Genomic DNA, 22,532 nt, shown 5'->3' with positions numbered 1-22,532 from the left:
TTTGTTGACCGGCGTTGTGTAGATGTACTTACGCGCCTAGCCCGCCAGCTGCTTCACGGCACCGGTGCGCCCGGCCAGCGCCGCGTGGCTGAGTGCTGCGAAGCTGTCGTGAAAATAGTCCATCACGGCGTTGGGATCGGCGTGGATAGCCCGGTCGACGGTAATGCCGAACTGGACCGTGCCCGCGTAGCTGAAAATGCTCAGGCCAATGCCGATGCTGCCGCTTTGCGGCACCCAGAACATGGGCTGGGTGACTTTGCTGCCGGCAAGGTACAGGGCGTCTCTGGGGCCGGGCACGTTGGTGAGCACCGCCGAGGCCTTGTTGCTGAGCAGGTCCAGGGCCCTCCTCTCCAGGCTATCAGGGCCGCGGCCGAACAGATCCAGCAGGCTGTAGGTTACCTGGGCCTGGTAAGAGCGCTTGAGCCGGTTCATGTTCTCCTGAACCTGTCGAAAGCACATGATCGGATCCTGTACCTCAACCGGCAGGTTCACCAGTACCAGCCCGAATTCGTTGCCGAGAGTATCGATGGGTTGGTTAAGCGGGCGCAGGTTGAACGGCACCGCTACCCGGATGCCGCACTCGGGAACAGGCTCTCGATTGGCGGCAAAGTGCCGTTGCAGGGCGCCGGTGGTGGCGCACATCAGCACATCGTTGACGGTGCCTCCGAGGGCCCGAGCACAGGCCTTGACCTCGGCAAAGTCCAGAGGCTCGGCCCAGGCCACCTGTTTGCGCCCGCACAAGGGGCTCTTGAGGCCGGTTCTGGGCTCGAAGGGTGCCAGGCCGAGCTTCAGCAGGTCCATGGCAACACCGCTGGCGGTGGTGGCGAGCTTCAGGGGGTAGTTGGGTTCCTGGCGTACCGAGGCAATAAACAGGCGGGCCTGTTGCGCGGCCACCTGGGCGCTGTCCACCAGCCGGTGCAGCGTGCTTCTTCCCCGGGAAGCAGTGCCTGTAAAGGTTTCAGGCTTGCCGGCCACCCGTTTAAGTGTCGGCTCGGGGGTCTTGTCGGTAAGTGAGAGCATCACCCGTACGAGGGAAATGCCGTCTGCAATGCAGTGGTGAATACGCACCAGCAGGGCGGCGCCACCTTCGTAATTGTCGATGTAGTGCATCTGCCAGAGTGGGCGGCGAAAATCCAGGGAGGTGCTGTTCAGGTCGCTCACCAGTTTCTGGAGTTCGGCTTTGTCGGCCTTGCCGGGCAGCGCAATCCGGTGCAGGTGGTTGTCGATATGAAACAGCGGGTCCTCTTGCCAGTAAGCCCGGTCGCCATGGTCGACGACCCGTTGGCGGAAGCGCTGGAAGCGAAGAAACCGTTCTTCGAGCGTGCGTTTGAGGCGCTGAATGGAGACCGGCCGTTCAAGGGCCAGAACGCCGCAGATCATCATGGGATTTTCCGGGGTGTCCATGCGCAGCCAGGCGCGATCCACGGAAGACATGGGGGTCTGTTTGGGTGACATAAGCGCTCCCTTTGCCATGCACCGGAACTGCCGAGTATAGGCCGGTTGTCTGGATCAACAAAGAGAGTGAGTATGCGACATATTTGCCGGCCACATCCTGACCGGCGTCAGATTATTTGAGGGTCTGGTGAGCCCGCTCTCAGGCGTTGGCGTCGCGCAGGATACGCTGCTTCTGGCGGTTCCAGTCGCGTTCTTTCTCAGTAGCGCGTTTGTCGAACAGTTTCTTGCCTTTCACCAGGGCAATTTCGCACTTAACCTTGTTCTTTTTCCAGTACAGGGCGAGTGGAATACAGGTGTAGCCGGCCTGATTGACCTTGCCCACGATCTTGGCAATCTCCTTGGCGTGCAGGAGCAGCTTGCGGGTGCGGGTCGGGTCGGCTATCACGTGGGTGGACGCGGTGCTCAGGGGGGTGATGTGGGAGCCGAGCAGCCAGGCCTCGCCGTCCTTGAGCAGTACGTAGGCGTCCACCAACTGGGCCTTGCCAGCGCGGAGGGACTTTACTTCCCAGCCGAGCAGCGCCAGGCCCGCCTCGAAGCGTTCCTCGATGTGATACTCGTGCTTCGCCTTTTTGTTCAGGGCGATGGTATTGCTGGGCGTTCCGGGTTTTTTCTTGCTCATGAATCAGTGAATCCGGGGTCGGACGTGTCAACGGGCCGGCCGCTTTTGGGCCGGAAAAGCGCGCATTGTAGCCCAACAGTGCCGGACTGGTCACGAAACGGGCGCTGAGGCTGGTGCCGGTTCGTGCGCGGCCAGATCCTTCGGCTACAATAAGCGGTCATACATTTTCAGGGGCGCGAATGCCTACGCCGTATCAGACACACATCGGGTCATTTACCCGCAAATCAACCTTCTTCTGGGCCGCCGTGGGTGCCACGGTGGGCCTGGCCAATCTATGGCAGTTTCCCTATCTGGCCAGTCTTCACGGTGGCGGGCTGTTTATCCTGCTGTATCTTGCCTGCCTGCTGCTGGTGACCCTGCCTTTGATGGTAACCGAAGCGGTGGTGGGGCGGTATGCCCGCCATGGCCTGGTGCTGGCCATCGATGGTTTGATTCGCAGTGCCCGGTGTTCGCGCGCCTGGATGGCGGTTGGGCGGCTCAGTGTGCTGGCCGCGTTCCTGGTGCTGTCTTTTACTGCCGTGTTCGGGGCCATCGCACTGGCGTATGTGTTCTTCGGCGCCCTGGGTCGTTTCTCCGGAGCAGGGCAGGCCGAGGCCACCGCGGTTCTTGCGGGGCTGGTGTCGGATCCCGGGCAATATCGGATCTTCATGGCCTGGCATGCCTTCTTCCTGGTGCTGGTGGTCTGGGTGTCCGCCCAGGGCGTGGAGCGCGGTCTGGAACGGGCGTTGCGGGTGGTGGTGCCCGGCACCCTGTTGTTGATGGTGGCGTTGTTCAGCCTGTCGGTGCTGCATGGCCGCATCGAAGGTGCGGCTGATCATATCCTCGCCATGCACCCGGAGGATCTGAGCTGGGAAAGTCTTCGAGCGGCGCTGTTCCACGCCTTTTTTACCCTCGGCCTTGGCATGGGAGTGTGGGCGATTCTGGGTGCATATACCACGCCCCATACCCGGCTGAAGCGCTCCATTCTGGCGGTGGTGCTGATGGACACGCTGGTGGCGATCATGGCCGGCCTGATGATTTTTGCCATGGCCACCGATGGCAACAGTTTCGATGGCGAGCGCGGGTTCAGCCTGCTGTTCGTATCCATGCCCGTGACGCTGGCGGAGCTTCCCGCCAGCCAGTTCGTGATTGCCTCTGTGTTTTTGATGGTGGTGCTGATTGTCTGGACAACGTCGCTGAATCTGCTTGAACCGGTGGTGGGCTGGTTCCGGGAGTGGACCGGCGCTCCCAGGGCACTGTCGGTCATCCTGACAGGGCTGGCGGTTTGGCTGGCCGGGCTCGCGTCCCTGTTGTCGTTCAACCTCTGGTCGGAGTACCGGTTCGGTGGTGCCACCATATTCCGGTGGCTGGAGCTGGTGACCGGCGGTTTGCTGATTCCTCTGGTGGCCATCCTGCTCGCTCTGTTTACCGGCTGGTGTCTCACCCGGCATCTGTCTGCCACCATGCTGGGATCGGCTCCTCGTCTGTTCGCAGGCATCTGGTTCTGGGTGATGCGGCTTGTGTTGCCGGTGGTGGTCGCCTGGATTGGCATCCAGTACACGGCGTTTTCACTGGCCAATCTCTGCAGCAACGGCAGTGACGCCCTGTGGTGTGAGCAGCGAGAGATCATGGTGTCCGGCGGCGAGCCGGAGGCCGCCAAGGACGCCGGGAAAGCACCGTCACACGGGGCAGACGGTAATGACGCGGGCACGAACGCGCCACGCGCTCGGAGCGGAAAAGACGGAAACCCCGAAAAGGCCCGGGCACCGGACAGCCCGGTTGAAAATGCCCCAAAGGAAGGCGATATCCTTTATCATAGCGTGTGATTCAAGCTGCCTTCCCCGCCAGAAGTCTGCTCGAAGTCTGCACAACCCGAACAGAGTGTTTGCAAGCAGGACAATCGGTTTCAATGCCCCATCAGATCGACAAAACAGCGTTGGTGATGCATTCCGCTGAGCGAATGTTTCACCTGGTCAACGACATTGCCCGCTATCCGGAGTTTCTTCCCTGGTGCGCCGGTGCGCGCATCCATGAGCAGAATGCTTCGGAGATCACCGCTTCTCTGGAGATTGCCAAGGGTGGCATGCGCCATACCCTGACCACGCGTAACCAGCTGCAGATGCCGGACGCCATCGAAATGCACCTGGTCGACGGTCCCTTCCGCAACCTTACCGGTCGCTGGCACTTCAAGCCGCTGGATCTCAATGCCTGCAAGGTGGTGCTATCGCTGCAATTCGAGTTTTCCGGCTCGCTCTCGCGGATGACCTTTGGCCCGGTGTTCAGTCAGGCTGCCAATACCATGGTGGATGCCTTCTGCCGACGGGCAGACGAGCTGTATCGAACGGAGGGCGCGTGATGCAGGTGGAAGTGGCCTACGCCCGGCCCGATCGTCAGGAAATTGTACCGGTAAAGGTGCCGGCCGGGACCACTGCGCTCGAGGCCGCGAGGCTGTCAGGCATCACCGATCTGTTTCCGGAAATAGAGCTGGAGAAGACTGACATGGGCGTGTTCGGGAAGGTGATCAAGGATCCGTCTGCCCATGAGCTAAGGGACGGCGACCGCGTTGAGCTGTATCGGCCGCTGAAAATCGATCCCAAACAGGCCCGTCTGAACCGGGCCAAGAAAAAGGGCTGAGCGGAGCACCAGAGACCTGGGCTCAGTAGGCGGGTGTTTCCTCGAGCAGCTGTGCTTCGTAAGAGGCGTACTCATCACCTTCGTAATACACGATGATGCGCTGCTCCTTGATCTCGCCACCGGCCCGCTGGAACGTATACACATAGTACTCTCGGGACAGATCGACCGGGTTGAGCATCAGCGGGGTTCCCAGCAGTGCGTGCACCTGGCTTCGGGGCATGCCTGCGGCCAGTTGAGCCAGCTCCTCATCGGTGACGATATTGCCCTGCTGGACGTTGATCTTGTACACGCCCGGGAATACGCAACCGGTAAGAAACAAGGTAAGAATGAGAGCTGTGAGCTTTTGCATCGCCGGGGGAAATCCTCTATCTTGAAAACGCCTGCCAGAGGCAGGTATGACACGGGTTAACCGTTCAAAGGCGGCTTCATCATACCGGAAGCCGTGAGGCACACCAAAGAGTGAATAGTAACATGTCATCCGAGAACGCCGAATTACGAAAAGTCGGTCTGAAAGTGACCCTGCCGCGGGTCAAGATCTTCAACATTCTGGAGAATGCCGAAGAAGACCACCACCTCAGTGCCGAGGATGTGTACAAGAAGCTTTTGGAGCAGGGAGATGACGTGGGCCTGGCAACGGTTTACCGGGTGCTGACGCAGTTCGAGGCCGCTGGCCTGGTGCTTCGCCACAACTTCGAAGGTGGCCACGCCGTGTTCGAGATGGCCGGGGATGATCATCACGACCATATGGTGTGTACCCAGACCGGTGAGGTGATCGAGTTTGTTGACGAGGTGATCGAAGAGCGCCAGCAAAAGATTGCCAAAGAACACGGCTATGAAATTGTTGATCACAGCCTGATTCTGTACGTCAAACCTCTCAAGTCCTGATCCTCTCTCCAGGCCGGATGGTAAAAAAAGAGGCGGGTGCAAGGCCCGCCTCAACAGCTCTCAGGATCGAGAGGGGAATAGTCCGGTTATCTCATGCTCAGTGGTGTGTCGCCTGGCCCTTGGAAAACATTTCCCGGGCATGGGCGATGGTGTGTTCGGTCATGTCCACGCCGCCCAGCATTCTTGCTACTTCGCTGATCCGACCCTGGTCGTCCAGGATTTCGATTTTCGAGAAGGTGGCATCCCGCTCAGTGAACTTGCTGACAAACAGGTGCTGATGGCACTGGGCCGCCACTTGCGGAAGGTGGGTCACGCACAGTACCTGGCCGTTGCCCCCGAGGGTGCGCAGCAAACGACCAACCACTTCCGCCGTGCCGCCGCCAATGCCCACATCCACCTCATCGAACACCAGCGTGGGGGTGGTGGATGTCTGGGCAACCACCACCTGGATGGCCAGGCTGATCCGTGACAGTTCGCCGCCGGAGGCAACCTTGGCCAGCGGGCGGGCCGGTTGCCCCGGGTTTGCGCTGACCAGGAATTCGATGTCTTCGAGACCATGAGGTGCGGGCTCGGTGCCGTTGCTGCGGTTCAAGTGGGTGATGAACTGCATGTTGGGCATGCTCAGTTGCGCCAGTTCGGCGGCTACGCGCTGGTCCAGCTCGGCTGCGGCTCTGGCGCGGGCCTCGGACAGCTCCCCGGCCAGCTCGTCAAATCGCGTGCGGTGCTCGTCCAGCTCCGCTTCCAGCTGCTCCAGGCTGCCTTCTCCGCCATCCAGTTCCGCCAGTTCAGCGCTCAGGCGCTGATGCAGTTCCGGCAGTTCTTCGGGTGTTATGCGGTGCTTGCGTGCCATCTGGTAGATGGCGCTCAGGCGTTCTTCAACTTCCGCCAGGCGGGCAGGATCGGCTTCGTAATCCTCTACAAAGTGGCGCAGGTTGTCACCGGCTTCGGTGATCTGAATCTGCGCTTCGTTCAACATCTGGATGGTATCGGTCAGGGCCGGCACTTCCACCGGCAATTGCTCCAGCTGGTGCAGTGCCTGACGTACCAGGTCGGCTGCGCTGTTCTCATCTTCGGTGCACAGCAGGGCCGCCTGGTGGCTGCTGTGCAGAACCGTGTCGGCCTGGCTGAGCTGGGCCTGCTCCTGCTCCAGTTGTTCCTGCTCGCCGTCTTCCAGGGCCAGCCGGTCCAGCTCCTCCACCTGATAGCGCAGCAGTTGCAGGCGGGCCTCGGCTTCGTCCGCATTCTGTTGCCGTTCGTTCAGTCGTTGGCGGATCTGGTGCCAGCGTTTCCAGGCCTCCCGGGTGTCCGCCGCCAGGCCTTCAACTCCGGCAAATTCGTCCAGCAGTTTGCGATGGGTATCCTTGCGCAAAAGAGACTGGTGCTGGTGCTGGCTGTGGATATCCATCAGCAGGCCGCCGAGTTCCTTCAGGTGGTTCAGGGGGCAGGGCTGGCCATTGATGTAGGCCCTGGAGCGACCATCCTTGCTGATCACACGGCGCAGGATACAGTCGTCTTCGTCGTCCAGTTCGTGCTCTGCCAGCCAGTCTCCGGCTTCCGGTATGGCGGAAACATCGAAGGTGGCGGTGATGTCCGCACGCTTGGCACCGTGGCGCACCGCCCCGGCGTCGGCACGCCCGCCCATGGCCAGGCCCAGGGCGTCCAGCACAATCGACTTGCCGGCGCCGGTTTCACCGGTAAGTGCGGTCATGCCCTTGCCAAACTGCAGTTCTACCCGCTCGGCGATGGCGTAATTGGAAACCGTTAGTTGGGTCAGCATGCAGATAACCTCCGCGTTTTTCTGAGTCCGGCAAAACACTGTGGATGTATACAGTTGCTGTGAATATATACAGGGTTTTGCCTGTATGCAAATCCCTTCCGGATATTTTCTTCAGGAATGCAGGCAGCAGATGGTTGAAACCTGAGAGCAGGGCCCCATATCCGTTCGCAACGACGTTTTTCAGGCCTGTCATGGCCGAACACACGATTGGCCGGTCGCCCTGGTGCGAACCGCTTGAGACCAAGCAGGAGTAGTCATGAGCACTGACGAGAATCGCAAAGAACATGAAGAGCTGAGCGAAGCCCTTGAAGCCGCAAAAGATGAGGCCCAGGCCTCTGAAAAAGAGGCTCCCGAGGGTGAAGCCTCCGAGGCGGATGCCCTGGCGGCTCAGGTTCAGGAATACCAGGAGCAGATGCTGCGGGCCCAGGCCGAGATGCAGAACGTGCGTCGACGGGCGGAAATTGATGTTGAAAAGGCCCACAAGTTTGCCCTGGAGAAGTTTGTGAAGGAACTGCTGCCGGTGGCGGATAGTCTGGAAAAAGCGGTGGAAAGCACCGAAGGCCACGAAAACGCCGGCGAGGTGGTGGCTTCCATCCGTGAGGGCGTGGAGATGACCCTGAACCTGTTCATGTCCAGCCTGAAGAAATTCAATGTTGAGCAGATCAACCCGGTGGGCGAGCCGTTCGACCCGCAGCAGCACGAGGCCATGTCGATGGTGCCGGCGCCCGATGCCGAGCCCAACAGTGTGGTGGCCGTGGTGCAGAAAGGGTATCTGCTTAATGGTCGTGTGGTGCGGCCTGCCATGGTGGTGGTCGCCAAGGCGGAAGATGCGCCAAAAATTGATGAGCAGGCTTGAAAAGCCGATTAAAGCGCCAATATAGCCAGTAAATAGCGACAGCGGAGGCGGCGCCTCCATGAAAGCATTCAGAAGAATTGGAGTGATTCAATGAGCAAGATCATCGGTATCGACCTGGGAACGACCAACTCCTGTGTGGCCATCATGGATGGCGACAAGGTAAAGGTAATCGAGAACGCCGAGGGTGATCGCACCACCCCGTCCATCATCGCGTACACCGACGATGGCGAAACCCTGGTTGGCCAGTCTGCCAAGCGCCAGGCGGTAACCAATCCGAACAATACCCTGTACGCCATCAAGCGTCTGATTGGCCGTCGGTTTGAAGACGACGTGGTCCAGAAGGACATCAAGATGGTGCCCTACAAGATCACCAAGGCCGACAACGGTGACGCATGGGTTGAGGTGAAAGGCCAGAAGATGGCGCCGCCCCAGGTGTCTGCCGAAGTGCTGAAGAAGATGAAGAAAACCGCCGAGGATTACCTGGGCGAGAAAGTGACCGAAGCGGTTATCACCGTGCCGGCCTACTTCAACGACAGCCAGCGCCAGGCTACCAAGGACGCGGGCAAGATCGCCGGTCTGGAAGTGAAGCGGATCATCAACGAGCCGACCGCGGCTGCCCTGGCCTATGGCCTGGACAAGAAGAGCGGTGACCGTACCGTGGCCGTGTATGACCTCGGTGGCGGTACCTTCGACCTGTCCATCATCGAAATTGCCGATGTGGACGGCGAGCACCAGTTCGAGGTTCTGGCCACCAACGGTGACACCTTCCTGGGCGGTGAAGACTTCGACCTGAAGATCATCGAGTACCTGGCAGACCAGTTCAAGAAGGACAGCGGCATCGACCTGCGCGGTGACTCCCTGGCCATGCAGCGTCTCAAGGAAGCCGGCGAGAAGGCCAAGATCGAGCTGTCCAGCAGCCAGCAGACCGACGTGAACCTGCCGTACATCACTGCAGACGCGTCTGGTCCGAAGCACATGAACGTGAAGCTGACCCGTGCCAAGCTGGAGTCCCTGGTGGAAGACCTGGTCCAGCGCAGCCTCGAGCCCTGTAAAGTGGCTCTGCAGGATGCCGGCATGAAGGCCTCCGAGATCGACGAGGTGATCCTGGTTGGTGGTCAGACCCGCATGCCGCTGGTTCAGGAAAAAGTGAAAGAGTTCTTCGGCAAAGAAGCCCGCAAGGACGTGAACCCGGATGAAGCCGTGGCCATGGGTGCTGCGATTCAGGCAGCAGTTCTGTCTGGCGACGTGAAGGACGTTCTGCTTCTGGACGTCACCCCGCTGACTCTGGGTATCGAAACCATGGGCGGCGTGGCAACACCGCTGATCGAGAAGAACACCACGATTCCGACCAAGAAGTCGCAGACCTTCTCCACAGCGGACGACAACCAGACTGCCGTGACCATCCACGTGGTTCAGGGTGAGCGCAAGCAGGCGAACCAGAACAAGTCCCTGGGTCGTTTCGACCTGGCCGACATTCCGCCGGCGCCGCGCGGTGTGCCACAGATCGAAGTCACCTTCGACATCGACGCCAACGGTATCCTGAACGTGTCCGCCAAGGACAAGGCGACCGGCAAGGAACAGTCCATCGTGATCAAGGCCTCCTCTGGCCTGAACGACGACGAGATCGAGAAGATGGTGCGCGACGCCGAGGCGAATGCCGAGGAAGATCGCAAGTTCGAGGAGCTGGTGCAGGCCCGGAACCAGGGCGATGCCATGGTTCACGCCGTGCGCAAGACCCTGAAAGATGCCGGCGATAAGGTCAGCGACAGCGAGAAGGAGTCTATCGAAGCCTCTATCAAAGAGCTGGAAGAGGCGCTGGAAGGCTCCGACAAGGACGACATCGAAGCCAAGACCCAGAAGCTGACCGAGGTGTCCTCGGAGCTGGCCCAGAAGATGTACGCAGATCAGGCCGAGCAGGCACAGCAGGCTGGTGGCCAGGAAGGCGCCCAGAGCCAGCAGTCTGACGACGCCGTCGACGCCGAGTTTGAAGAAGTCAAAGACGACGACAAGCGGTAAATCTGAAGTACATCAGGCAGTTGGAAAAACGCGGGGGAATCCCCCGCGTTTTCCGCGTTTAAAAACAGGGTTTTAAAGCATGGCCAAGCGAGATTATTACGAGATTCTCGGAATTTCCCGGGATGCGGACGAAAAGGAAATCAAGCGGGCTTACCGAAAGCTCGCGATGAAGTACCACCCCGACCGTAACCCGGAGGACAAAGAAGCCGAGAACAAGTTCAAGGAGGCCAGCGAAGCCTACGAAGTACTCGCGGACCAGTCCAAGCGGGCCGCTTACGACCAGTTCGGCCATGCCGGCGTCGACGGCCAGGCCGGTGGTGGCTTCGGTGGCGGCGGTGCCAGCTTCTCCGACATCTTTGGCGATGTGTTCGGCGATATCTTCGGTGGTGGCGGCCGGGGCCGCAACACCCGGGGCGCCGATCTGCGCTACACCCTGGAGCTGGATCTGGAAGAAGCCGTCAAGGGCAAGACTGTCCAGATCAAGATCCCGGGGCATCGCGAGTGTGAGGTGTGCGAGGGCAGTGGCGCCGAGAAAGGCTCCCGCCCGGAAACCTGCGGTACCTGTAAGGGCATGGGGCAGGTGCGCATGCAGCAGGGCTTCTTTACCGTTCAGCAGGCCTGTCCCACCTGTCGTGGCTCCGGCCAGATCATCAAAGACCCCTGCAAGGCCTGTCACGGTCAGGGCCGGGTTCAGGAAGAGAAAACGCTGTCGGTCAAGGTGCCGCCCGGCGTGGATACCGGTGACCGCATCCGGCTCTCCGGCGAGGGCGAGATGGGCATCGACGGTGGACCTCCCGGCGACCTGTACGTGCAAATCGCCGTGCGCGAGCACTCTATCTTCACCCGCGACGGTCGCAACCTCTATTGCGAAGTGCCGATCAGTATCGTGGACGCAACCCTTGGCGGTGAGCTGGAAGTGCCGACCCTTGATGGCCGCGTGAAGCTGAAGATTCCGGCAGAAACGCAGACCGGCAAACTGTTCCGGCTGCGTAACAAGGGCGTGAGCCCGGTGCGCGGCGGCCCCTCCGGCGATCTGCTGTGTCGCGTAATCGTGGAAACACCGGTGAACCTGACCAAGCGCCAGAAAGAACTGCTGGAAGAATTCCAGAAAACCCTGGACGGCAGCAACGGAACCCATCACGCTCCGAAGAAAACCTCCTGGTTTGAAGGCGTGAAAAGCTTCTTCGACGAAATGAAATTCTGACCGGCCGATTAAAGGAACGTGAGCATGAGGGTAGCAATCATCGGCGCCGCCGGGCGCATGGGCAAAGTGCTGATTGAAGCCGTGGACGGCACCGAAGGCCTCGAGCTGGGTGGCGCCATTGTCGAGCCCGGGAGCAGCCTGATCGGCGCCGACGCCGGTGAGATGACCGGTATCGGCAAAACCGGCATCAAAATGGCCGGCAGCCTGGCGGAGGTGAAGGACGATTTCGACGTGCTCATCGACTTCACCTTCCCGGACCTGACGCTGGAAAATGCCGAGTTCTGCAAGGCCAACGGCAAAAGGCTCGTGATTGGCACCACGGGCTTGTCCGACGCCGAAAAACAGCAGCTGGCCCTGGCTGCCGAATCCACACCGGTGGTGTTTGCCCCCAACATGAGCGTGGGCGTCAATGTGGTCCTCAATCTGCTGCGCACCGCGGCGGCGACCCTGGGCGATGACTACGACGTGGAAATCATCGAAGCCCACCACCGCCACAAGAAAGACGCGCCTTCCGGCACCGCACTGCGCATGGGCGAAGTGGTGGCTGACGCCCTCGGCCGCGACCTGAAGGAATGCGCCGTGTACGGCCGCGAAGGCTTCACCGGCGAGCGCACCCGCAAGGAAATCGGTTTTGAAACCATCCGCGCCGGCGACGTGGTGGGTGACCACACGGTGCTGTTCGCCACCGAAGGTGAGCGCATCGAAATCACCCACAAGGCCAGCAGCCGGATGACCTTTGCCAAGGGCGCCATGCGGGCAGCGTTGTGGCTGAAAGATAAGCCTGCAGGGCTTTACGACATGCAGGATGTTCTGGCACTGAAGTAACAGCAAACTCGGAGGCAGAGGGGCGGGCACCCCTTACGGGAATGTCTGCGGCCATGGATGGCCGCAGTCAAGCGCACAGGGATGTGCTCGTAGCGTTTCCCGGAAGGGGTGCCCGCCCCTCTGCCGGAGTCTCGCCGAACCTCTCGTCAAGGCATATTGGTCGTGGACACAAACCCCCATATTTTTTACAATAAAGCGGTTTGACTGCACCAAGCGTACCTTTGCACCAAGTTTCTGAAAAAGCGGGACCGAGTTAAGACTCCGTCTCGCTTTTTTGCAACCTGAATTTGCGCTTGCGTTCCTGTTCGTGACGAACCGATACGCCACTCGATGAGGATACAAGCCTTGAGCACACCAGCAATCCTTGCACTCGCAGACGGAAGCCTGTTCTACGGCAGCGCCATCGGCGCTGACGGAGAAACCAGCGGTGAAGTGGTGTTCAACACCGCCATGACCGGCTACCAGGAAATCCTGACCGATCCGTCCTACTCCCGCCAGATCGTCACCCTGACCTACCCGCACATCGGCAACACCGGTGTGAACGAAGAAGACATTGAGTCAGACCGCATCCAGGCCGCCGGCCTGATCATCCGCGATCTGCCTCTGCTGGCCAGTAGCTGGCGCAGCAAGGGTAGCCTGGACGAGTACCTGCGAAGCAACAACATTGTTGGTATTGCTGACATCGACACCCGCCGCCTGACCCGCATTCTCCGGGATAAAGGCTCCCAGAATGGCGCTATCGTCGCCGGCGAGAACGCGACCGCCGAGCGGGCACTGGAGTTGGCCAAGGCCTTCCCGGGCCTCAAAGGCATGGATCTGGCCAAGGAAGTGACCTGCGAGAAAGTCTGGTCCTGGAGCCAGACCGAGTGGAGCCTGGATAATGGCTATGGCGAGCAGGGCGAGAGCAAGTTCAAGGTGGTGGCCTGGGATTACGGTGTGAAGCTCAATATCCTGCGCATGTTGGCCTCCCGTGGCTGCGACATCACCGTAGTACCTGCCCAGACGCCGGCTTCCGAAGTGCTGGCGATGAATCCGGACGGTGTGTTCCTCTCCAATGGTCCGGGCGATCCCGAGCCGTGTGATTACGCCATCACCGCCATCAGGGAAGTGCTGGAAACCGACCTCCCCGTGTTCGGTATCTGCCTCGGCCACCAGTTGCTGGCCCTGGCCAGTGGCGCCAAAACCATGAAGATGGGCCACGGCCACCACGGCGCCAACCACCCGGTGCAGGACATCGCCAAAGGCACGGTCATGATTACCAGCCAGAACCACGGTTTTGCCGTGGACGAGGCAACACTGCCGGCTAATGTAGAGGCAACCCACAAGTCCCTGTTCGACGGTACCCTGCAGGGCATTCGCCGGACTGACAAGCCGGCTTACAGCTTCCAGGGCCACCCGGAAGCCAGCCCCGGTCCCCATGATGTGGCTCCGCTGTTTGACGAGTTTATCCGACTGATGGAGGCGCGATCCGCCTGAGGGCGACCGCCACGGAAAACTCACCGGCGCCGCGTGCTGCGCTGACAGAATTCAAAAGTTGCTGACAGGTTTACCAAGACATGCCAAAACGTACCGACATCCAAAGCATCCTGATCCTGGGCGCCGGCCCCATCGTGATCGGGCAGGCGTGCGAGTTTGACTACTCCGGGGCCCAGGCCTGCAAGGCCCTGCGCGAAGAGGGCTACCGGGTCATCCTGGTGAACTCCAATCCGGCCACCATCATGACCGACCCGGTGATGGCGGATGCCACCTACATCGAGCCGATCACCTGGAAGACGGTCGAGAAGATCATCGAGAAGGAAAAGCCGGATGCCCTGCTGCCCACGATGGGTGGCCAGACCGCACTCAACTGCGCCCTGGACCTGGAGCGCCACGGCATCCTGGAAAAACACGGCGTGGAAATGATCGGCGCCAACGCTGACACCATCGATAAAGCCGAAGACCGGGATCGCTTCGACAAGGCCATGAAGAAGATCGGCCTGGAGTGCCCCCGCGCCACCATCGCCCACTCCATGGAAGAAGCCTGGAAAGTGGCCGATGACATCGGCTTCCCGTGCATCATCCGCCCGTCCTTCACCATGGGTGGCTCCGGCGGTGGCATTGCCTACAACCGGGACGAGTTCGAGGAAATCTGCCAGCGGGGCCTGGACCTGTCGCCCACCAACGAGCTGCTGATCGACGAATCCCTGATCGGCTGGAAAGAGTACGAGATGGAAGTTGTTCGCGACAAGAACGACAACTGCATCATCGTCTGCTCCATCGAGAACTTCGACGCCATGGGCGTGCACACCGGTGACTCCATCACCGTGGCCCCGGCCCAGACCCTCACCGACAAGGAATACCAGATCATGCGGAACGCCTCCCTGGCGGTACTGCGTGAAATCGGTGTGGAAACCGGCGGCTCCAACGTCCAGTTCGGCATCAATCCGGACACCGGTCGTATGGTGGTGATCGAGATGAACCCGCGGGTGTCCCGCTCCTCGGCGCTGGCCTCCAAGGCCACCGGCTTCCCGATCGCCAAGGTCGCCGCAAAACTCGCTGTGGGCTACACCCTGGACGAACTGCGCAACGAAATCACCGGTGGCGTGACCCCGGCCTCGTTCGAGCCGTCCATCGACTACGTGGTCACCAAGATTCCGCGGTTCACCTTCGAGAAATTCCCCCAGGCGGACGCCCGCCTGACCACCCAGATGAAATCTGTGGGCGAGGTCATGGCCATTGGCCGCACCTTCCAGGAATCCCTGCAGAAAGCCCTGCGTGGCCTGGAAGTGGGCTCCGAGGGCTTCGATGAGAAACTCGAAGACCTGGATTCCGAGAACTCCCGGGAGACCCTGACCCGCGAACTCAACGTGCCCGGCGCCGACCGCATCTGGTACATCGGTGATGCCTTCCGCGCCGGCATGAGCGTTGAAGACGTGTTCGCTCACACCAAGGTGGACCCCTGGTATTTGGTACAGATCGAGGATCTGATCCGGGAAGAGCAGGCGCTCAAGAGCGCCGGCAAGGCCGACATCGACCAGGCCACCCTGTTCCGCCTCAAGCGCAAGGGCTTCTCCGATGCCCGCCTGGCCAAGCTGCTGGGCATCTCCGAGGTAAGCCTGCGCAAGCTGCGCCACGACCTGAACATCCGCCCGGTGTACAAGCGCGTGGATACCTGTGCCGCCGAGTTCGCCTCCGACACCGCCTACATGTACTCCACCTATGAGGAAGAGTGCGAGGCCGACGCCAGCGATCGAGAGAAGATCGTGGTCATCGGTGGCGGCCCGAACCGGATCGGGCAGGGCATTGAGTTTGACTACTGCTGTGTGCACGCGGCTCTGGCCATGCGTGAAGACGGCTATGAAACCATCATGATCAACTGCAACCCGGAGACCGTGTCCACCGACTACGACACCTCCGACCGGTTGTACTTCGAGCCGATCACCCTGGAAGACGTGCTGGAAATCATCCACGTCGAGAAGCCCAAGGGCGTGATTGTCCAGTACGGCGGCCAGACCCCGCTCAAACTGGCTCGTGGCCTGGAAGCGGCTGGCGTGCCCATCATCGGCACCAGCCCGGACGCCATCGATCGGGCCGAAGATCGGGAGCGTTTCCAGCAGATGATCCAGCGCCTGGGGCTGAAACAGCCGGACAACGCCACCGTGCGCAGCCACGAGGAAGGTATCCTGGCGGCCCGTGAGATCGGCTACCCGCTGGTGGTGCGTCCGTCTTACGTGCTGGGCGGCCGGGCCATGGAAATCGTCTACGACGAAGAAGAGCTGGTGCGCTACATGCGCAACGCGGTGCTGGTCTCCAACGACAGCCCGGTGCTGCTGGACCACTTCCTGAACGCCGCCATCGAGGTGGACATCGACGCCATCTCCGACGGCACCGACGTGGTCATTGGCGGCATCATGCAGCATATCGAGCAGGCCGGCGTGCACTCCGGCGATTCCGCCTGTTCGCTGCCGCCGTACACCCTGAGCCAGCAGGTGCAGGACGAGATGCGCGAGGCGGTCAAGAAGATGGCCATCGAGCTGGACGTGATCGGACTGATGAACGTGCAGCTGGCCTGGCAGGACGGCGAGATCTACGTGATCGAGGTAAACCCGCGGGCCTCGCGCACCGTGCCGTTCGTCTCCAAGGCCATTGGCGTGTCCCTCGCCAAGGTGGCTGCCCGTGTCATGGCCGGCAAGAGCCTGAAAGAGCTGGAGTTCACCCAGGAGATCATCCCGCGCTACTACGCGGTGAAAGAGTCGGTGTTCCCGTTCAACAAGTTCCCGGCGGTGGATCCCATCCTGGGCCCGGAAATGAAGTCCACCGGTGAGGTGATGGGCCTGGGCGACAGCTTTGATGAGGCCTTTGCCAAGGCTGCGCTGGCCGTAGGTGAGCGCCTGCCGGCCAAGGGCACGGCCTTCATGTCGGTACGGGATGTGGACAAGCCGGGTGCCGCCAAGGTAGCTCGGGACCTGGTGGAAGCCGGGTTCAAGCTGATTGCCACCACCGGTACTGCCAAGGCCCTGAAGGAAGCCGGCATCGAGGTGGATCGGGTCAACAAGGTTCGTGAAGGTCGTCCGCACATCGTCGACGCCATCAAGAACGGCCAGGTTCAGCTGATCATCAATACCACCGAAGGTCGCAAGGCGATTTCCGATTCGGCGCAGATCCGCCAGTCGGCCCTGCAGACCAAGGTCACTTATACAACGACTCTGGCGGGCGGCGAAGCCTTCTGTCGGGCCATCAAGTTCGGGCCCGAGCGCACTGTACGTCGCCTCCAGGATCTTCACGCAGGAAAGTAAGACTATGGCTGACAGAGTACCCATGACCAAGGCAGGCGAGAGTCGCCTGCGCGAGGAGCTTCAGAAGCTGAAATCCGAAGATCGCCCTCGGGTGATCGCGGCCATTGCCGAAGCCCGTGAGCACGGTGATCTGAAAGAGAACGCCGAATACCATGCTGCCCGCGAGCAGCAGAGCTTTATCGAGGGCCGGATCCAGGAGATCGAGGGCAAGCTGTCGGCGGCCCAGGTCATCGACGTGACCACCATGGAGAACACCGGCAAGGTAATCTTCGGCACCACGGTTCATTTGCTGAACATGGATACCGACGAGCAGGTGATTTACCAGATCGTCGGCGAGGACGAGGCCGACATCAAGGCCGGCAAGCTGTCCATTTCTTCCCCAATCGCCCGTGCCCTGGTTGGCAAGAGCGAAGGCGACGTGGTCGCTATCCGGGTGCCTTCGGGTACCGTGGAATACGAGATCGAGGAAGTGGAATACGTCTGAGCCAAAGCCCGGACACAAAAAAGCCGGCCAGGTTACCCTGGCCGGCTTTTTTGTTGGTGAAACTCAGCGCTGATGGCGTGTCAGGTTGGACAGCTTCGGATTTGGCTGCTTGGCGCGACGCAGGATAACGGCGATCTTGCCGATGGTCTGGATCAGCTGCGCCCCTGAGCTTTCGCACAGGGCCTGGATGGCTTCCTGCCGGGCTTCGCGATCCTGGCTGGCGACCTTGATCTTGATCAGTTCATGATCGTTCAGGGCGCGCTCCAGCTCTTCCTGGAGTCCCTCGGACAGGCCTTTTTCACCAACGATAATGACTGGCTTGAGGTTGTGGGCAATAGCCCGGAATTCCCGGCGCTGTTCCGGTGAAAGACTCATGATGTAATCTCTTTATCAGTGCCATTAACAAAAGGTCAGCGGCGTAAGCGCTGGCCTGTGCGTATACTTTTGCGGATTGTACCAGATCAGGTAGCGGCACGAATGGTCGTTAACACCTACTGTAACCACGGCTGGCTGGCCCGGAACGAAATACGTCGTGCCTGGTCCAAGCTCTCGCGGTCTGGGTTGTCGATCAGCCGGGGTGTTGTAATTTCGATGGCGGCACCCAAGATAGAGGTTATGAATGCGTTGCACCGATTGCAGTGTCTGTGGCCGATACGGATGGGCCGTTTCTGGTGGACCGGCGTACAATTGGTGTAAGGTGTCCGTAAAGGACGATTGCCCGAGTTGGCTCGTTCTTCAATTCACAGGTGATGATCCTTGAACGATATGGCAAAAAATCTGGTTCTCTGGCTAGTGATAGCCGCCGTGCTCCTGATGGTGTTTCAGAATTTCTCTCCGACCACCACCGGGCAACAAGTCAACTATTCCCAGTTTGTGGAGATGGTCCAGCAGGGGCAGGTCCGTCAGGTCACCATCGACGGTCTGCAGATACAGGGTACCCGCGGTGACGGCTCCCAGTTCCAGACCATCCGTCCGCAGGTCTCGGACAACAAGCTGATGGATGATCTGCTGGCCAACAATGTCGAGGTTATCGGCAAGGAGCCCGAGCGCCAGAGCCTCTGGACCCAGCTGCTGGTGGCTGCGTTCCCGATCCTGATCATCATTGCGTTGTTCGTGTTCTTCATGCGCCAGATGCAGGGCGGCGGTGGCGGCAAGGGCCCCATGTCGTTCGGCAAGAGCAAGGCGCGCCTGATGAGCGAGGACCAGATCAAGACCACGTTCGGCGACGTGGCCGGCGTGGATGAGGCCAAGGAAGACGTGAAGGAGCTGGTGGACTTCCTGCGAGATCCCAGCAAGTTCCAGCGCCTCGGTGGCAGCATCCCCAAAGGCGTTCTGATGGTGGGTCAGCCGGGTACCGGTAAGACGCTGCTCGCCAAGGCGATCGCGGGCGAGGCCAAGGTGCCGTTCTTCTCGATTTCCGGTTCCGATTTTGTGGAAATGTTCGTGGGTGTGGGCGCGTCCCGGGTTCGCGACATGTTCGAGCAGGCGAAGAAGCAGAGCCCCTGCATCATCTTCATCGACGAGATCGACGCCGTTGGTCGCCATCGTGGCGCCGGCATGGGTGGCGGTCACGACGAGCGTGAACAAACCCTCAACCAGCTCCTGGTTGAGATGGACGGCTTTGAAGGCAACGAGGGCGTGATCGTCATCGCCGCCACCAACCGTCCGGACGTGCTCGACCCGGCCCTGTTGCGGCCCGGCCGTTTCGACCGCCAAGTGGTGGTTGGCCTGCCCGACATCATCGGTCGTGAGCAGATTCTCAAGGTGCACATGAAGAAAGTGCCCCTGGCCGACGGCGTTGAGCCGGCCCTGATTGCCCGTGGTACGCCCGGCTTCTCCGGTGCCGACCTGGCCAATCTGGTGAACGAGGCGGCCCTGTTTGCCGCGCGTCGCAACCAGCGCCTGGTGTCCATGGAGGAGTTCGAGCTCGCCAAAGACAAGATCATGATGGGCGCCGAGCGCAAGTCCATGGTGATGAGCGAGAAAGAGAAGCGCAATACTGCCTACCATGAGTCCGGTCATGCCATCGTCGGGCGCCTGATGCCCGAGCACGACCCGGTCTACAAGGTAAGTATCATTCCCCGTGGCCGTGCCCTGGGTGTTACCATGTTTCTCCCCGAAGAGGACAAGTACAGCCACAGCAAGCGCTACCTGATCAGCTCCATCTGCAGCCTGTTCGGTGGCCGCATTGCCGAGGAGCTGACGCTCGGATTTGACGGTGTCACCACCGGCGCCTCCAATGACATCGAGCGTGCCACCAGTCTGGCCCGCAACATGGTCACGCGCTGGGGGCTGTCCGAGAAGCTGGGTCCGCTGCAGTACGATACTGACAGCGAAGAACCATTCCTTGGTCGGTCAGCCGGTCAGTCCCAGACCGTCTATTCTCCGGAAACCGCCCAGCGGATCGACGAGGAAGTGCGGAACATCATCGACAGCTGTTACGAGAAGGCCAAGCAGCTGCTGATCGACAACCGCGACAAGCTCGACCTGATGGCCGATGCCCTGATGAAGTACGAGACCATCGACCGCTTCCAGATCGATGACATCATGGAAGGCCGGGTACCCCGTCCTCCGAAAGGCTGGGGTGACAGTGGCCCAACCGGTGGCGTCAAGACAGACGAGCCAGAATCGGCACCTGAGCCCAAGGCGTCTGACGACGGGCGTCATCCCGGTGTTGGCCGGCCTGCCGGAGAACACTGAAGGCAACGCCGGGGCAGCGAGGCCGCCTCGGCGAGAAGGTAACAGATGTGCATGGCGCCGCCCGGATTCCGGGCGGCGTTTGTTTTTGTCAGAGGGAAAAGTATTGCCATGAAGATGAATTTTGCCGGTCGTGAACTGGATATGTCGCTGTGCCATGTTATGGGCGTATTGAACGTCACCCCGGATTCGTTCTCCGACGGCGGCCGCTTCAACCGGCCGGATCTGGCGCTTGAGCGGGCCCGGCAAATGGTGTCCGACGGGGCAGGCTTCATCGATATTGGTGGCGAATCGACACGGCCGGGCGCCACGCCGGTATCGGTTCAGGAGGAACTGGACCGGGTGTGCCCGGTGGTAGAGGCCGTGGTCCGGGAGCTGGATGCGGTCGTCTCGGTGGACACCAGTGCTCCGGAGGTTATGACCGAAACGGCAAAACTGGGTGCCGGGCTGATCAACGACGTTCGCGCCCTGCAGCGTGAAGGCGCTCCAGAGGCCGCCGCCCGCGCGGATATCCCCGTCTGTATCATGCACATTCAGGGCGAGCCCGATACCATGCAGGATCGCCCCGCCTACCGGAATGTCCGCCGGGAGGTGAGCGCGTTCCTGACCGAGCGTATGCGGGTGGCCGAGCAGGCAGGTGTGCGCCCGGAAAACATCGTGCTTGATCCGGGGTTCGGGTTTGGCAAGAGTCTGGCTCATAACCTCAAGCTGCTGGCATCCCTGGAGCAGCTGCAGATCCTCGGCCATCCGCTGTTGGTTGGCATGTCCAGGAAGTCCATGTTGGGCCATATTACCGGACGGGAAGTGCACGAAAGGTTGCCCGCCAGCCTCGCGGCCGCGACAATAGCCGCCATGAAGGGTGCCAGCATTATTCGCGTGCACGATGTCAGGGAAACGGTAGATGCCGTCCGGGTTGTGGCGGCCATGAAGGAGGCAGATTGATGTCCGAGAGAAAATACTTTGGCACGGATGGTATTCGCGGGCGCGTCGGCGAGTTTCCGATTACTCCGGAGTTCATGTTGAAGCTTGGCTGGGCTGCAGGTCAGGCGTTCAAGCGCGATGGCCAGCGCAACAGCGTGCTGATCGGCAAGGACACCCGCCTTTCCGGTTATATGTTCGAGTCCGCGCTCGAGGCAGGGCTGTCCGCAGCCGGGGTGGATGTCAAGCTCCTCGGGCCCATGCCGACCCCCGCTATCGCGTATCTCACCCGGACCTTTCGGGCGTCTGCCGGTATTGTCATCAGTGCCTCCCACAACCCCCATGAAGACAATGGCATCAAGTTCTTCTCGCCCGCCGGCACCAAGCTGGACGATGCCCTGGAAGCGGAAATCGAGCGCTGGCTGGATCAGCCCATCGAGGTCTGTGAGCCGGCAGAACTTGGCAAGGCCTCCCGGGTGGATGATGCGCCGGGTCGCTATGTGGAGTTCTGCAAGAGCACCGTGCCCAACGAGTTCACGCTGGATGGCATGAGGATTGTGCTGGACTGCGCCCATGGCGCCACCTATCACGTTGCCCCCAAGGTCTTTCGTGAGCTGGGTGCGAAGGTGTCAGTGATCGGGGCAGAGCCTGACGGCCTGAATATCAATCTGAATGTCGGCTCGACTCACCTGGGTTCCCTCAAGGCCGCGGTTCTGGAAAAAGGCGCCGACCTGGGCATCGCCTTTGATGGCGATGGCGACCGCGTGCTCATGGTGGATCGCGACGGCACCGAAGTGGACGGTGACGAACTGCTGTATGTGATTGCCTCCCAACGCTTCGCAGAGGATCGCCTCAAAGGCGGGGTGGTCGGTACCCTGATGACCAACCTGGGTGTTGAGCTGGCCCTGAAGGAAATCGGCATCGAATTCGAGCGGGCGAAAGTGGGTGATCGCTATGTCATGGAGCGCCTGCTGGCCAATAACTGGGTGTTGGGCGGTGAAGGTTCCGGGCATATGGTGATCCGGGATTGCACCACGACCGGTGACGGCATTGTTTCGGCACTCCAGGTACTGCTGGCCGTTCGCCGCTCCGGCAAAAGCCTTGCGGAGATTCGCCAGGGCATGAGCAAGCTGCCCCAGACCATGATCAACGTCCGGGTAGGGCAGCGGTTCGATCCGTTCAGTCGCGAAGAAATCGTGGCCGCGGTTCGCCGCGCCGAAGACGAGCTGGGTGGCGCCGGCCGTATTCTGCTGAGGGCCTCGGGAACCGAGCCCCTGATCCGGGTTATGGCCGAGGGTCAGGACGCTGACCAGATCCGCAGGGTGGTCGAGGAACTGGCCCGGGTGGTGGAGAATTCCAGTCCCTGACTTTGTGTTTTCAGGCGGTTGTCTGCCGGGAGGGAGTGCTG

General features: G+C 60.7%; 19 protein-coding genes. 14 read left to right on the top strand and 5 right to left on the bottom strand.

The window, feature by feature from the left end:
• Window positions 1–36: 36 nt before the first annotated feature.
• Window positions 37–1,455 (bottom strand): WS/DGAT/MGAT family O-acyltransferase, encoded by a 1,419-nt coding sequence (locus AC0J1C_RS14965; protein WP_473044573.1) that lies wholly within the window; start codon window positions 1,453–1,455, stop codon window positions 37–39.
• A gap of 139 nt (window positions 1,456–1,594) precedes the next feature.
• A complete protein-coding gene (gene smpB / locus AC0J1C_RS14960) occupies window positions 1,595–2,074 on the bottom strand; it encodes an SsrA-binding protein SmpB (protein WP_473044570.1) in 480 nt (159 codons plus the stop codon).
• 179 nt (window positions 2,075–2,253) lie between these two features.
• On the opposite strand from smpB, the gene AC0J1C_RS14955 reads away from it, so the two are divergent.
• From AC0J1C_RS14955 to AC0J1C_RS14945, 3 genes are all read left to right on the top strand, one after another.
• Window positions 2,254–3,879 (top strand): sodium-dependent transporter, encoded by a 1,626-nt coding sequence (locus AC0J1C_RS14955; RefSeq protein WP_473044568.1) that lies wholly within the window; start codon window positions 2,254–2,256, stop codon window positions 3,877–3,879.
• Window positions 3,880–3,962: 83 nt separating this feature from the next.
• Complete coding sequence (locus AC0J1C_RS14950) at window positions 3,963–4,409, top strand: type II toxin-antitoxin system RatA family toxin (RefSeq protein ID WP_473044567.1); 447 nt, start codon at window positions 3,963–3,965, stop codon at window positions 4,407–4,409.
• Window positions 4,409–4,687 carry an RnfH family protein gene (locus tag AC0J1C_RS14945; RefSeq protein ID WP_473046567.1) on the top strand — a complete coding sequence of 93 codons (279 nt, stop codon included), beginning with the start codon at window positions 4,409–4,411 and terminating at the stop codon, window positions 4,685–4,687. The genes AC0J1C_RS14950 and AC0J1C_RS14945 overlap by 1 nt, the downstream gene beginning before the upstream one ends.
• A 22-nt stretch (window positions 4,688–4,709) precedes the next feature.
• Here AC0J1C_RS14945 and AC0J1C_RS14940 read toward each other — a convergent pair whose 3' ends face one another.
• Window positions 4,710–5,036, bottom strand: a complete 327-nt coding sequence (locus AC0J1C_RS14940) for an outer membrane protein assembly factor BamE (RefSeq protein WP_091987927.1) — start codon at window positions 5,034–5,036, stop codon at window positions 4,710–4,712.
• A gap of 122 nt (window positions 5,037–5,158) precedes the next feature.
• Here AC0J1C_RS14940 and fur point away from each other — a divergent pair, with 122 nt between their 5' ends.
• A complete protein-coding gene (fur, locus tag AC0J1C_RS14935; RefSeq protein WP_091987925.1) occupies window positions 5,159–5,572 on the top strand; it encodes a ferric iron uptake transcriptional regulator in 414 nt (137 codons plus the stop codon).
• A gap of 97 nt (window positions 5,573–5,669) precedes the next feature.
• Here the strand turns inward: fur and recN are convergent, their stop codons facing one another.
• On the bottom strand, window positions 5,670–7,349 hold the full coding sequence (gene recN / locus AC0J1C_RS14930) for a DNA repair protein RecN (protein ID WP_473044564.1): 1,680 nt from the start codon (window positions 7,347–7,349) through the stop codon (window positions 5,670–5,672).
• Between the two features lie 256 nt (window positions 7,350–7,605).
• Here recN and grpE point away from each other — a divergent pair, with 256 nt between their 5' ends.
• From grpE to greA, 7 genes are all read left to right on the top strand, one after another.
• Window positions 7,606–8,205, top strand: a complete 600-nt coding sequence (gene grpE / locus AC0J1C_RS14925) for a nucleotide exchange factor GrpE (protein WP_473044563.1) — start codon at window positions 7,606–7,608, stop codon at window positions 8,203–8,205.
• A 90-nt stretch (window positions 8,206–8,295) separates the two neighbouring features.
• A complete protein-coding gene (dnaK, locus tag AC0J1C_RS14920) occupies window positions 8,296–10,221 on the top strand; it encodes a molecular chaperone DnaK (protein WP_473044560.1) in 1,926 nt (641 codons plus the stop codon).
• A gap of 79 nt (window positions 10,222–10,300) precedes the next feature.
• Window positions 10,301–11,425, top strand: a complete 1,125-nt coding sequence (dnaJ, locus tag AC0J1C_RS14915) for a molecular chaperone DnaJ (RefSeq protein WP_091987915.1) — start codon at window positions 10,301–10,303, stop codon at window positions 11,423–11,425.
• Window positions 11,426–11,449: 24 nt separating this feature from the next.
• The gene (dapB, locus tag AC0J1C_RS14910) at window positions 11,450–12,250 is read left to right on the top strand and encodes a 4-hydroxy-tetrahydrodipicolinate reductase (RefSeq protein WP_473044559.1); all 801 of its coding nucleotides are present in this window, start codon (window positions 11,450–11,452) and stop codon (window positions 12,248–12,250) included.
• 345 nt (window positions 12,251–12,595) lie between these two features.
• On the top strand, window positions 12,596–13,726 hold the full coding sequence (carA, locus tag AC0J1C_RS14905; RefSeq protein WP_473044558.1) for a glutamine-hydrolyzing carbamoyl-phosphate synthase small subunit: 1,131 nt from the start codon (window positions 12,596–12,598) through the stop codon (window positions 13,724–13,726).
• Window positions 13,727–13,806: 80 nt separating this feature from the next.
• Window positions 13,807–17,025, top strand: coding sequence for a carbamoyl-phosphate synthase large subunit (gene carB, locus AC0J1C_RS14900; RefSeq protein WP_473044555.1), 3,219 nt, complete (start codon window positions 13,807–13,809; stop codon window positions 17,023–17,025).
• A gap of 22 nt (window positions 17,026–17,047) precedes the next feature.
• The gene (gene greA / locus AC0J1C_RS14895; RefSeq protein WP_473046566.1) at window positions 17,048–17,509 is read left to right on the top strand and encodes a transcription elongation factor GreA; all 462 of its coding nucleotides are present in this window, start codon (window positions 17,048–17,050) and stop codon (window positions 17,507–17,509) included.
• A 63-nt stretch (window positions 17,510–17,572) separates the two neighbouring features.
• On the opposite strand, the gene yhbY is transcribed toward greA, so the two are convergent.
• A complete protein-coding gene (gene yhbY, locus AC0J1C_RS14890; RefSeq protein WP_091987904.1) occupies window positions 17,573–17,884 on the bottom strand; it encodes a ribosome assembly RNA-binding protein YhbY in 312 nt (103 codons plus the stop codon).
• A 381-nt stretch (window positions 17,885–18,265) separates the two neighbouring features.
• Between yhbY and ftsH the strand changes: the two genes are divergently transcribed.
• The 3 genes from ftsH (at window position 18,266) to glmM (ending at window position 22,491) form a co-directional block, all read left to right on the top strand.
• The gene (gene ftsH, locus AC0J1C_RS14885; RefSeq protein ID WP_375192647.1) at window positions 18,266–20,209 is read left to right on the top strand and encodes an ATP-dependent zinc metalloprotease FtsH; all 1,944 of its coding nucleotides are present in this window, start codon (window positions 18,266–18,268) and stop codon (window positions 20,207–20,209) included.
• Window positions 20,210–20,317: 108 nt separating this feature from the next.
• Entirely contained in the window at window positions 20,318–21,148 is an 831-nt protein-coding gene (folP, locus tag AC0J1C_RS14880) for a dihydropteroate synthase (protein ID WP_375192646.1), read from the top strand.
• On the top strand, window positions 21,148–22,491 hold the full coding sequence (gene glmM, locus AC0J1C_RS14875) for a phosphoglucosamine mutase (RefSeq protein WP_375192645.1): 1,344 nt from the start codon (window positions 21,148–21,150) through the stop codon (window positions 22,489–22,491). Before folP ends, glmM begins: the two co-directional genes overlap by 1 nt.
• Window positions 22,492–22,532: the final 41 nt, after the last annotated feature.

It is taken from the genome of Marinobacter sp. E2 (assembly GCF_055755345.1).
Note: the sequence above shows the minus strand (reverse complement) of the source record. Positions and strands in the feature narration are given on the sequence as shown.

Coding starts and splice junctions, on each gene's coding strand:
- AC0J1C_RS14965 (WP_473044573.1), bottom strand. CDS start 1,455: ATGTCACCCAAACAGACCCCCATGTCTTCCGTGGATCGCGCCTGGCTG.
- smpB (WP_473044570.1), bottom strand. CDS start 2,074: ATGAGCAAGAAAAAACCCGGAACGCCCAGCAATACCATCGCCCTGAAC.
- AC0J1C_RS14955 (WP_473044568.1), top strand. CDS start 2,254: ATGCCTACGCCGTATCAGACACACATCGGGTCATTTACCCGCAAATCA.
- AC0J1C_RS14950 (WP_473044567.1), top strand. CDS start 3,963: ATGCCCCATCAGATCGACAAAACAGCGTTGGTGATGCATTCCGCTGAG.
- AC0J1C_RS14945 (WP_473046567.1), top strand. CDS start 4,409: ATGCAGGTGGAAGTGGCCTACGCCCGGCCCGATCGTCAGGAAATTGTA.
- AC0J1C_RS14940 (WP_091987927.1), bottom strand. CDS start 5,036: ATGCAAAAGCTCACAGCTCTCATTCTTACCTTGTTTCTTACCGGTTGC.
- fur (WP_091987925.1), top strand. CDS start 5,159: ATGTCATCCGAGAACGCCGAATTACGAAAAGTCGGTCTGAAAGTGACC.
- recN (WP_473044564.1), bottom strand. CDS start 7,349: ATGCTGACCCAACTAACGGTTTCCAATTACGCCATCGCCGAGCGGGTA.
- grpE (WP_473044563.1), top strand. CDS start 7,606: ATGAGCACTGACGAGAATCGCAAAGAACATGAAGAGCTGAGCGAAGCC.
- dnaK (WP_473044560.1), top strand. CDS start 8,296: ATGAGCAAGATCATCGGTATCGACCTGGGAACGACCAACTCCTGTGTG.
- dnaJ (WP_091987915.1), top strand. CDS start 10,301: ATGGCCAAGCGAGATTATTACGAGATTCTCGGAATTTCCCGGGATGCG.
- dapB (WP_473044559.1), top strand. CDS start 11,450: ATGAGGGTAGCAATCATCGGCGCCGCCGGGCGCATGGGCAAAGTGCTG.
- carB (WP_473044555.1), top strand. CDS start 13,807: ATGCCAAAACGTACCGACATCCAAAGCATCCTGATCCTGGGCGCCGGC.
- greA (WP_473046566.1), top strand. CDS start 17,048: ATGACCAAGGCAGGCGAGAGTCGCCTGCGCGAGGAGCTTCAGAAGCTG.
- yhbY (WP_091987904.1), bottom strand. CDS start 17,884: ATGAGTCTTTCACCGGAACAGCGCCGGGAATTCCGGGCTATTGCCCAC.
- folP (WP_375192646.1), top strand. CDS start 20,318: ATGAAGATGAATTTTGCCGGTCGTGAACTGGATATGTCGCTGTGCCAT.
- glmM (WP_375192645.1), top strand. CDS start 21,148: ATGTCCGAGAGAAAATACTTTGGCACGGATGGTATTCGCGGGCGCGTC.